Genomic DNA, 11,618 nt, shown 5'->3' on the forward strand with positions numbered 1-11,618 from the left:
CTCCTCATATTTTCGTTACATAATCGGGTGATGTTGAACATGAAGTTTGCCGAAATAAGACGATTGATAAAATTTGGCCAGTATAAAGCTTTTTTTCCGCTGACGTCTGCGGGAGTATCCCGTACTTTTGCTTTCAGCGGTCAGCAGCAGAACAGCCATTGCCCATAAAGCGGTCAGTGTAAATGCCCCTGTGATGGATTTCTTCTCATCATCAGCATTTTGGCCGGCTTTCATTTCATGCATTTCCTGCTGGTCGGCTACGGCTTTATAATGATGGCCGATATCAAAGGCGTGGGGAATTGAGAGCAAATGAAAACTGGCAATCGCCAAGAATAAGATGGATGCTTTCAATATCGTTACTTTTTTCAAATGATCTCCCCCTCCTTTAATATTACTGAATATTTTTATAATAATACCCCAATCCATCCTAAAAGTAAACCTGATTTATTAAATTTAAAAATAAATTTAACTTTGTTAAGTATATATCTTTTTGCTTATTTTTGAAAGAGAAAACTTCTTTTATTAGCGTATGTATACCCGGTTTATGGTGTGAATAAAAACATATTTTAAATGATATGTTTGTTGTTTAGGATTTATTACTTTATTTATGTGTAAATCAAAGAGAAAGGCAAGAGAATGGGAAGAAATGATTACATTGTTAATAGGGTACTCTTTTTTTAAAGCCAGCTTGCAAGGAATGTTTTTATTCGTAGGAAAATAATAGAGAAGGGGTCGACAGAGTAACATCTGGCTATGACAATATTCTTCTCGAAAAAACTTCCTAATTCGTCATATTGTGATATAATAAAACTCGTTATGTTAAAAAATCTAACATCAAAATCGAATTCGTATTGAATTGATGAAAACGGGAGGTAAATATGGAGTCTTTTTTCAATAGTTTGATTAATATTCCAAGTGATTTCATCTGGAAATACCTATTTTATATTTTAATAGGGCTTGGATTATTTTTTACCATACGTTTTGGTTTTATCCAATTCCGTTATTTTATTGAAATGTTCAGAATAGTAGGGGAGAAGCCGGAAGGAAATAAAGGTGTTTCATCTATGCAGGCATTCTTTATTTCGGCCGCATCCCGAGTCGGCACAGGGAATTTGACTGGTGTAGCCTTAGCAATTGCGACAGGCGGACCAGGAGCTGTATTTTGGATGTGGGTAGTGGCTGCAGTAGGTATGGCTTCAAGCTTTGTTGAGAGTACGTTAGCGCAGCTTTATAAGGTGAGAGACGGGGAGGATTTCCGCGGAGGGCCGGCCTACTATATTCAAAAGGGTCTTGGTGCCAGATGGCTTGGCATCGTTTTTGCAATCTTAATTACCGTCTCATTCGGCTTGATTTTTAACGCTGTTCAAACAAATACAATTGCTGGAGCATTGGATGGCGCATTCCATGTGAATAAAATAGTTGTAGCCATAGTTCTGGCGGTTTTAACTGCGTTTATCATTTTCGGCGGTTTAAAACGTGTTGTCGCTGTTTCACAGCTAATTGTGCCGGTTATGGCAGGCATTTATATTCTTATCGCTTTATTTGTTGTCATCACGAATATTACGGCTTTCCCTGGCGTTATCGCTACAATTGTTAAAAATGCTTTAGGTTTTGAACAAGTCGTCGGCGGCGGAATAGGCGGCATCATCGTTATCGGTGCGCAGCGCGGACTGTTTTCAAACGAAGCAGGAATGGGGAGCGCACCAAACGCGGCTGCGACGGCTCATGTATCCCATCCGGCAAAGCAAGGCTTTATTCAAACATTAGGTGTATTTTTCGATACATTTATCATATGTACGTCCACAGCATTTATTATTTTGCTGTACAGTGTAACACCAAAAGGCGACGGTATCCAAGTAACACAGGCTGCTCTTAACCATCATATTGGAGGCTGGGCGCCGACTTTCATCGCAGTTGCAATGTTCTTGTTTGCATTCAGTTCAGTTGTCGGCAACTATTATTATGGCGAGACAAACATTGAATTTATTAAAACAAGCAAAACATGGCTGAACATTTACCGTATCGCTGTAATTGCTATGGTTGTGTATGGATCTTTATCAGGCTTCCAAATCGTTTGGGATATGGCGGACCTCTTTATGGGTATCATGGCGCTGATCAACTTAATTGTGATTACGCTGCTGTCAAACGTTGCTTACAAAGTGTATAAAGATTACGCGAAACAGCGTAAGCAAGGACTTGATCCTGTGTTTAAAGCGAAAAACATCCCAGGGCTGAAAAACGCTGAAACATGGGAAGATGAGAAACAAGAAGCATAATATAAATATAAAACAAAGCTGCATTCAATAGTTGAATGCAGCTTTTTCATTATTGGAAATAAATTTAATTTTTCGACTCGAATGAAAAATGACGTGTAAAGTCCCAATTCAGTCCAGTTTTCTTTGTTCTATATGTGTCATGTGTGTCTTATTCAATGGAGATAGAGTAAATTGACAGGCTTTTAAACCTCACAAAAACAAGAAATTAGGTTGATAGACAATCATGAGAAAGATTTTTACAATGAGTTCGTGCTCATAAGAAGTTGAGAGCCAAAATGATGCGAAGGAGGAAAAGATCAGATATGAAACGGTCAATCTCGATTTTTATTACGTGTTTATTGATTACGTTATTGACAATGGGCGGCATGCTGGCTTCGCCGGCATCAGCAGCAGGGACAAAAACGCCAGTAGCCAAGAATGGCCAGCTTAGCATAAAAGGTACACAGCTCGTTAACCGAGACGGTAAAGCGGTACAGCTGAAGGGGATCAGTTCACACGGATTGCAATGGTATGGAGAATATGTCAATAAAGACAGCTTAAAATGGCTGAGGGACGATTGGGGTATCACCGTTTTCCGTGCAGCGATGTATACGGCAGATGGCGGTTATATTGACAACCCGTCCGTGAAAAATAAAGTAAAAGAAGCGGTTGAAGCGGCAAAAGAGCTTGGGATATATGTCATCATTGACTGGCATATCTTAAATGACGGTAATCCAAACCAAAATAAAGAGAAGGCAAAAGAATTCTTCAAGGAAATGTCAAGTCTTTACGGAAACACGCCAAACGTCATTTATGAAATTGCAAACGAACCAAACGGTGATGTGAACTGGAAGCGTGATATTAAACCCTATGCGGAAGAAGTGATTTCCGTTATCCGCAAAAATGATCCAGACAACATCATCATTGTCGGAACCGGTACATGGAGCCAGGATGTAAATGATGCTGCCGATGACCAGCTAAAAGATGCAAACGTTATGTACGCACTTCATTTTTATGCCGGCACACACGGCCAGTTTTTACGGGATAAAGCAAACTATGCACTCAGCAAAGGAGCGCCTATTTTTGTGACAGAATGGGGGACAAGTGATGCTTCCGGAAATGGCGGTGTATTCCTTGATCAATCGCGGGAATGGCTGAAATATCTCGATAGCAAGACCATTAGCTGGGTGAACTGGAATCTTTCTGATAAGCAGGAATCATCCTCAGCTTTAAAGCCGGGGGCATCTAAAACAGGCGGCTGGCAGTTGTCAGATTTATCTGCTTCAGGAACATTCGTTAGAGAAAGCATTCTCGGCACCAAAGATTCGACGAAGGACATTCCTGAAACGCCAGCAAAAGATAAACCCACACAGGAAAACGGTATTTCTGTACAATACAGAGCAGGGGATGGGAGTATGAACAGCAACCAAATCCGTCCGCAGCTTCAAATAAAAAATAACGGCAATACCACGGTTGATTTAAAAGATGTCACTGCCCGTTACTGGTATAAAGCGAAAAACAAAGGCCAAAACTTTGACTGTGACTACGCGCAGATTGGATGCGGCAATGTGACACACAAGTTTGTGACGTTGCATAAACCAAAGCAAGGTGCAGATACCTATCTGGAACTTGGGTTTAAAAACGGAACGCTGGCACCGGGAGCAAGCACAGGGAATATTCAGCTCCGTCTTCACAATGATGACTGGAGCAATTATGCACAAAGCGGCGATTATTCCTTTTTCAAATCAAATACGTTTAAAACAACGAAAAAAATCACATTATATAATCATGGAAAACTGATTTGGGGAACAGAACCCAAATAGTTTAACTTTTGGCGGGCATCAGCAATGATGTCCGTTTTCATTATCTTATCCAGTAAAACAAGGAGGTTTGCGTTGTGGATGAAATACTGAAACAGTATATGGTGCTGTACAAAAAAATGAGTAATATGATAAATGGTCCGGACTATCCAGGTAAGGAAAAAGACATCCAGCATCAAAAAGATCAGATCGAAGTTTACGAAAAACAGCTGCAGCAAGGATTTTCTACAGATTATGACTATGATGTGTTTGCTGATTCTGTTATCAAATGCGCATATGGCGATATGACGCTGGAGGATTTAGAAGCCGTTTATTATGGATTGACAACACCATTTTTTTGATTTGTCAGTCAGCAGTAAAATTTCAAAATTTCAATTTCTGTCTCACTAACTTAAGTATACTTTGATATTGAGACAGAAATTTATTTATTTTCTTTACTTCCTAGAATATATATTATGTAAACTATAAAAGATGAAGATTAAAGCTTTGCTGTTTTTATGTACATCCTTTCTTCTTCCTGTAATTCAGCAACAAAATAAAAAAGCGATTTCCCAATCGGAAAATCGCCAATTCAGACACTCTATTATTTATGTGTGTCTTTGTGCTCTTAACGATTTACAACAAATGTTGTTACGCTTTGAGCTGGAAGATGGGCCCAAAAATGATTGCCTGATACAGTGAGATTCGTTCCAGGTTGTAGATTGCTGCTGCTGCTCGTGATCCATCTAGATACGTTTGAAGCAGATCCATTCTGCAAAACAAAGTTTTGGTTGACTCCTGTGTTGCTTTTATTGATGGCAACAATAACGACCTTGTTGTCACCTTTATAGGCTGACACGTAAACGTTCGCATTAGGGTTTTTCGTTGCATCAATCCTTACATAGCCGGGACGCACAAACTTTGAGAAATGAGCCATATTGTAGCCGCGTTTGCTGATCGTACCATCTTCTTTCATAGGTCCATATGATCTTCGGATGTACCACCATACATAAGCTTGAAAGTCCCCCTCTACCATCGCATTGTGAATATGCTGTGAAACATCCAATGCCTCAGGCCATCGATCCGCCGAGTTGTTATCACTGTTTGGATAGTATACTTCCGTCATCCAAAGGTCCTTCCCCGCTCCTTTTTGTTTGAAAAGAGGATAAGGGAATTGGCTGACCTGGGTGCCGTACAGGTGAGTTCCGAGAATATCCATATTGGCAAGAGCCTGCGGATCGTTCAAGATCGGGTCCGACAAATTCTTTAAGTATTGAAAAGACTCAGGTGCAATGACGCGGGCATTGATCGAGCCGGCGTTTTCTCTCATAAAGCGAAGTATTTCTTGCGGCGTCCACCACGTCCACTCGTGAGCGTAATCAGGCTCGTTTTGGACCGAAATCGCATAAAGATTCACACCATTATTTTTCATGAAGGTAACAAAATCGTTAAGATGCTGCGCGTATGCGGCGTACTTATCGTATTTCAGCCGCTTAGCTGATGTGTCACCATTCCGATTGAAGGTCTCAACCATATCACTTGGAGGATTCCAGGGAGATGCAAAAACGATTGCCCCATGTTTGACCGCACTCTTGGCAGTCTCCACCTCTTTATACCAATTATTTCGATTTTCATCTACATGAATTCTTAAGATTGAAAATCCTAACTGGTTCTGTCCATTGCCAAAAGCAGTTTCTCTTTGAGCTGCTGTAAGATCCCCAGCCCAAGCCGGATGGTTCATCCCTCCAAAACCGCGAATCACTTGTTTCTCTGCAGATACATTAACTGTTACATCACTGGCTGCCAAAACTTCAGTAGCGCCTGGCCCTAACATGACTGACAGCATAGTGAAACATACTAATAGTACACAAATTGTTTTTTTTATGCGTGGAATCATTTATTCCTCTCCTTCGTCATGTGTCTTTTACGGTATTAAAAAATCTGTATGGCATATCCATAATGGCGGGCTGTTCCGGTGATGGCTCGTACTTCACCCGCCTCGTTTTTAAGTGGTCCCATTACGAGTCCTATCTTTGCGTAAACTGCCAGTAATCAAAATGAAACAAGTTTCCTGTACCTGTTCCGGTAAATACAAAGAATACTTTGTGCACACCGGTTGCCCCGCTTACTGCAGTTTCTATTTCTCTCCAGGTTTGCGCTCCGCCTGTTGAAGGCACATTCAGAGTTCCAACAAGCTTACCATCAGCATTGTCGAGGCGCACTTCTATTTTCCCGCCTGAACCTGAAGTGGATGCTACATTTGCTTTAAATGACCTGGCACCGCCCGCTCCGAAGTCTGCATTTCCTACAGCAATCCAGTCTCCATTTTGAATGCTTGTTACATGCTGATTATTTACTGGCCCGCCGGGTGCTGTGGACTTCTCTGTCAAAATGCGTCCATTCCAAGCAAACGTTTCAGCTTCTACCCGGTTATAAGGATTCAAATTGGAAAGCTGTGTTACACCTGCATAATTTGCTGCTACCTCTTGGATGGATCCATCTGGGTTATGCACCAGCTTATTAATATGGGGAGAACGGTATCCTTTGCCGGCCCCGAACAGAGCGGAACTGACAGTTTGCGCGTGGTACACCACATACCACTCGTTTTTAAAATTGAAAACAGCATGATGATTGTTTCCGCCACCTCCGAAAAATGCACCCGGATTTTTCAGGAAATGCCCTCTATATGTAAAGGGACCCATGGGATTTGAACTGGTCATGTAGCCGATCTCACCCGGGGGTTTATCGGCCGGGTGCGTGCCGCCGAAATTAATGCAATAGGAGTAATAATATGTTCCGTTATACTTGTGCAATCCCGAATCTTCAAACATGAAAGGCGCATCAATTGTAGATGCACTTCCAACAACACTCGTCATATCAGGCCCCAATTTTATGACTCTAGCCGTTTTAGGATTGGCCCATTGTCCCTGCGTTGGATTTGAACCGCCAGGAACGCCTCCCCCGGCATACAGGTAACCGGTGCCGTCATCATCTACAAATACTGCCGGATCAAAAAGCCATACAACACCAGACATTCCTGGCGTACTTGGCGTTACGAGCGGTTTTCCGATTGGATCGGTCCATGGACCAATCGGGCTGTCTGCGGTGAGAACCCCGATACCTCCGCCGCTGTTTGCGAAATAAAGGAAGAATTTATCCTTGCCATTGATTTTTTTTACTGCGATTGACGGTGCCCATGACGCCCCTGCCCATTTTGCTATCCCACGGTCACCATTAGCTCCATTGGCACCTGCTACTGGAATGGCTCCGTGGTCTGTCCAGTTCACCATATCCGCTGAAGAAATGACGAATACTTTATTCAAATTGGCAAATGAATTATCTTTAATCGTTCCGTTGCTATTATATTCATAGTCATCACTTGACATATAAATATAGACTCTCCCGTTATAGGTCAGCGCAATCGGATCTGCGCCCAAATGATGGTCGATAAGCGGGTTTGAATTCCCTACATGTTTTGCAATTGTACTACTGGTGGCAGCATACGCAGACTTTCCAGATAAACAGCTCAATAGTAAAGCAAAAACAAATAAACATACGCTACACTTTTTTCTCATCACTTAACAGCCTCCTTTTTCCTTAAAATGAAGGGTTCTTTTGAAATTTGTTAACAACAGGTCATGAAGACTGCACCACTTGTTTCTTCAAGATCAATCTAGAAAAGTTCCCCCATTCCTAGCGGTCATTGTCCAGAAAATAAAATGGCGAATTGTTCAAGTCCCCTATAACGCTTGAGCAGGTATGTATATTTATTCAAAAAAATCCCTTTATCTAACATCCTACCTTATTAAAAAAATAGTGTATAGAATACTTTTGGAGGAATTCGTGTTCGATTCTACAAAGGAACTGGATACATTTATTCATTGTTTAGATGGGGCTACATATACGGCTGTTACCGACTCTTCTTCGCTTAGACTGTTCCCTCGATTATTGACATAATAGACATCATCTCTGCTGATAGGGAATCAAGGCTTAAAACCACTCAATCTATTGAAGTATTGTTCTCTTCTTTGCAAGACCTTTCGTTATCATTTCGCCCTCTTCCCCTGCGAAATATGTCATATTTTTTCATCTTTTTGTAATGAGCGTTTTCGAAAAATCAGCCGTTCATGCCGCTGCTTTTTAAAGAGTATAAAAACTATTGAGCGGTATACCCGCTTTTTTCATGTTTTGTTCATATTTTATTAATTGTTTATTCAACACTGTCCGCTATAGTAATCCATATCAACAAATATGACTGCCACTCGCATCTTTTATGAAGGGAGGTCCGTTACGCTGAAAGAAAAAATAAAGACCTTAGGCCGTTTTTGCACCGTAGGCGTCGGCAATACGCTGATAGATTTTGGTGTCTTCTTTCTTCTTACCGCTTGTCATGTCTCTTATCTGCCGGCGCAGATCTGCTCCTATACTGCAGGTATCGTCAACAGCTATGTGTGGAACCGGAATTGGACGTTTTGTGTGAAACGTAAGGCTGACGGGAAAGAGATCGTGCGTTTTCTCATGATTAATATTGCCGCGTCGGGGATCACCTTTTTGCTGCTTTATTTGTTTCAAAATTGCGGCTGCTCGCTTTTGGTGAGTAAGCTCGCCGCCACTATCGGCGGAATGATGATGAATTTTATCGGAAACCGAATCTGGGTATTTGGAGATTCGCTGAAAAACATACAGGATCAGGAGTGAGGATGAATGAGAAAAAAAGTGAGAAAAGCGGTTATTCCCGCAGCGGGTTTAGGAACGAGATTTCTGCCGGCGACAAAGGCGCAGCCTAAAGAAATGCTCCCAATCGTCGACAAACCAGCAATCCAATATATTGTAGAAGAGGCCGCAGAGTCAGGAATTGAAGATATACTGATTATTACAGGGAGAAACAAACGCTCGATTGAAGATCATTTTGATCGGTCGGTCGAATTGGAATTCAATCTCCGGGAAAAAGGCAAGACGGAGACACTTAAGGAAATGCAGCAGATTGCCGATTTGGCCAACATTCATTACATCCGCCAGAAAGAACCGCTCGGATTAGGCCATGCGGTGCTGTGTGCGGAGCATTTTATCGGAGATGAGCCTTTTGCTGTTCTCTTAGGTGATGATATTATGGTGTCTGAAACACCGGCTCTTCGGCAATTAATGGATGTATATGACGTTTATGGCACAGAGGTTGTCGGTGTACAGTCAGTTCTCCCTGAGGATGTCAGCAAATATGGTATTATAAATACATCAGGGTCTCAAGGGCATGTATATGAAGTGAACGATTTAGTGGAAAAGCCTTCTCCTGAAGAAGCACCTTCGGAAATCGCAGTAATGGGACGTTATGTGCTGAATTCTTCGATCTTCTCCGTTTTGAAGACAATTGGCAGAGGCGCGGGCAACGAAATTCAGCTGACAGATGCGCTTCGTGAGGTTTGCCGTAAGGAGCCGATCCATGCCCGGCTGCTGGAAGGAAATCGATATGACATTGGCGATAAGCTAGGCTGTTTTAAAGCGAGCACCGAAATCGGCTTAATGCGTCCCGAAATGAGATCTCAGCTTTTGGCCTATTTAGAAGATGTGATCAAACAGGAAACGAAAGAAATGCTGCGGTAAAAAAATTGTAACCATCTTGCTCGTCAATCAGTCATATAATAGTGAAAAAGATTAGGACAGGTTGTGAAGAATGTGGGCAGTTTGATAAGCGAAATTTTAACATGGCTGACGAACATGGGATATGCGGGTATTGCGATTGGGTTAATGATTGAAATCATTCCGAGTGAGATTGTATTAGCTTATGGCGGCTATATGGTATCGGAGGGCACGATTGGATTTATTGGCGCAATTATTGCGGGTGTTATCGGGGGCACCATTGCCCAGATCTTTATTTACTGGATCGGCCGCTATGGCGGCAGGCCATTTCTGGACAAATACGGGAAGTATTTATTGATTAAAAAGCATCATATCGACATGTCGGAAAACTGGTTTCAGAAATACGGCGCCGGAGTTGTCTTCTCGGCTCGTTTTATACCGGTTGTCAGACATGCCATATCCATTCCGGCAGGTATTGCCAGAATGCCTTTTCTCAAATTTGTGGTACTGACTGTGCTTGCTATCATTCCATGGTCTATTCTGTTTGTTTATTTAGGCATACAGCTAGGAAGCCAGTGGGATGATGTTGAGAATATAGCAGGCACTTATACAACACCGATTATGATATTGGCTGTTGTCGTGATAGCCCTTTATTTTGTGATTAAGAAACGTACAGCCATATTTAAACGATAGCTAGCAGATATGCATAGGGGTGACTGACGCTCCCCTATGCATATTTTTTTACTTCCGATGTTGATTTGCCAGCTTCAGATTCTCCGCTAAAAATGCGACAAACACTTCATCCCGCACGAGCGATGCGGCATAATTTCTCTTAATAAACCATTCTGCCTCTTCAAACGCTGCGAATGTTTCGTCTTGGGTTTCTCCGTTAATTTGAATATTCCATTCGTTGTCTAAAGGGAAAAGAAAAAATCTCATTTGTGCGCGATTTTCATATAATGATCCATTCGCAGATCCCTTTAGATTATAGATGTTACGGAAGGCATCCGGCCGTACAGGATCAATACGGAAAGCTTCAGCTACAAACAACTCGTATACTTCATCGGTTATTGAACAGCCGGACGCTTTTGCATGCCCTCCGCCGCCATATCGGCCGGTGATTTCTGACACATCGATGTAATCATGAATGGTGCGGAGACTGACTCGTTTTGACCCCATGCTCAAAATCGCAATGTAATCGAGGTGCGGATTATCTTTCCCTAGCCTGTTCCCCAGCTCTGAATGGTACGATTCAGCGTGAACGATGCCTACACAGTGTTCGTGAACAAAGGTTTGTACCATTTCCCTTTTCTTTCTGCGGAGGTAGCGCTCGATTTTTTCGTCTTCTAAATCAAGCAGTTTTTCTTCAAAATCATCGAAGAAAAATTCGTCATGCGCGGAAAGGCGCTGGATCATTTTTGCTTCAAATTCATCGATTGACAGCAAAAAGAAAAGATCATTAAGCCGCTTCGCCTGTTTTTGATCGTACCGCTCCCACTCCCATGTATCGTATTGGCGGACGAGCTCTGTGAATTGATCTAAGGCGTTTGTCGGTTTCATGAAGCCATTTTCAACGAGATAGCCATATAAAAGCGATGTCGCGGATGTGAGCCTTCCATCATCGTATTCCACCTGGACAAATCCCCATTCATGCTCATTCAAATGAAGGGCTGTTTTATGATGGTCAATGAGCTTCACTTTCCCCCCTGCATGAACATACTCATTCAATCTCTCTTCGTTTTCTTCATTGACGGCGAGATCGGTGATGAATAACGCGTCCTGTCTGTTGCTCTCCTTCGCTTTTTCTAAAAAGTACTGCACCTGTGCGTTTAAGCCGTTGACAGAGTTATACCGGACCTCTACGTCTTTTCCGAACGCTAATTTTGCTACGATTCCACACCCTACTCCGTCCAAGTCGTTATGTGAATATAAATGATACATAATGTGGGCCCCTTTTTATGATAAACTGACAATTGCCGCTAGAGGTGCG

General features: G+C 42.2%; 10 protein-coding genes. 6 read left to right on the plus strand and 4 right to left on the minus strand.

The features are described from left to right. Nucleotides 1-15 precede the first annotated feature (15 nt). Entirely contained in the window at nt 16-369 is a 354-nt protein-coding gene (locus QF06_RS08125; RefSeq protein WP_014476950.1) for a hypothetical protein, read from the minus strand. Between the two features lie 509 nt (nt 370-878). On the opposite strand from QF06_RS08125, the gene QF06_RS08130 reads away from it, so the two are divergent. The 3 genes from QF06_RS08130 to QF06_RS08140 all read left to right on the plus strand — a co-directional run bounded on the left by QF06_RS08130 (nt 879) and on the right by QF06_RS08140 (nt 4,416). Then, nucleotides 879-2,276, plus strand: coding sequence for an alanine/glycine:cation symporter family protein (locus QF06_RS08130; protein WP_021479777.1), 1,398 nt, complete (start codon nt 879-881; stop codon nt 2,274-2,276). Between the two features lie 302 nt (nt 2,277-2,578). Beyond that, nucleotides 2,579-4,078 carry an endo-1,4-beta-glucanase EglS gene (gene eglS, locus QF06_RS08135; protein ID WP_041850782.1) on the plus strand — a complete coding sequence of 500 codons (1,500 nt, stop codon included), beginning with the start codon at nt 2,579-2,581 and terminating at the stop codon, nt 4,076-4,078. A gap of 74 nt (nt 4,079-4,152) precedes the next feature. Beyond that, entirely contained in the window at nt 4,153-4,416 is a 264-nt protein-coding gene (locus QF06_RS08140) for a YnfE family protein (RefSeq protein WP_003231535.1), read from the plus strand. A gap of 266 nt (nt 4,417-4,682) precedes the next feature. Here QF06_RS08140 and xynC read toward each other — a convergent pair whose 3' ends face one another. Both xynC and xynD read right to left on the minus strand, forming a co-directional pair. Continuing rightward, on the minus strand, nt 4,683-5,951 hold the full coding sequence (xynC, locus tag QF06_RS08145; protein WP_038827855.1) for a glucuronoarabinoxylan endo-1,4-beta-xylanase XynC: 1,269 nt from the start codon (nt 5,949-5,951) through the stop codon (nt 4,683-4,685). Nucleotides 5,952-6,081: 130 nt separating this feature from the next. Then, nucleotides 6,082-7,629, minus strand: a complete 1,548-nt coding sequence (gene xynD, locus QF06_RS08150) for an alpha-L-arabinofuranosidase (RefSeq protein WP_043940129.1) — start codon at nt 7,627-7,629, stop codon at nt 6,082-6,084. Between the two features lie 676 nt (nt 7,630-8,305). On the opposite strand from xynD, the gene QF06_RS08155 reads away from it, so the two are divergent. The 3 genes from QF06_RS08155 to QF06_RS08165 all read left to right on the plus strand — a co-directional run bounded on the left by QF06_RS08155 (nt 8,306) and on the right by QF06_RS08165 (nt 10,321). Further along, nucleotides 8,306-8,752, plus strand: coding sequence for a GtrA family protein (locus QF06_RS08155; RefSeq protein ID WP_014479951.1), 447 nt, complete (start codon nt 8,306-8,308; stop codon nt 8,750-8,752). A gap of 6 nt (nt 8,753-8,758) precedes the next feature. Continuing rightward, nucleotides 8,759-9,652 (plus strand): UTP--glucose-1-phosphate uridylyltransferase GalU, encoded by an 894-nt coding sequence (gene galU / locus QF06_RS08160; protein ID WP_041850780.1) that lies wholly within the window; start codon nt 8,759-8,761, stop codon nt 9,650-9,652. Nucleotides 9,653-9,724: 72 nt separating this feature from the next. Continuing rightward, nucleotides 9,725-10,321: an undecaprenyl phosphate transporter UptA gene (locus QF06_RS08165; RefSeq protein WP_003231529.1), complete on the plus strand. Its 597-nt coding sequence runs from the start codon at nt 9,725-9,727 to the stop codon at nt 10,319-10,321. 48 nt (nt 10,322-10,369) lie between these two features. On the opposite strand, the gene nrnB is transcribed toward QF06_RS08165, so the two are convergent. After that, a complete protein-coding gene (gene nrnB, locus QF06_RS08170) occupies nt 10,370-11,569 on the minus strand; it encodes an oligoribonuclease NrnB (RefSeq protein ID WP_041850779.1) in 1,200 nt (399 codons plus the stop codon). Between the last annotated feature and the right edge of the window lie 49 nt (nt 11,570-11,618).

Source organism: Bacillus sp. YP1 (assembly GCF_000877815.1).
Lineage (GTDB): Bacteria > Bacillota > Bacilli > Bacillales > Bacillaceae > Bacillus > Bacillus subtilis.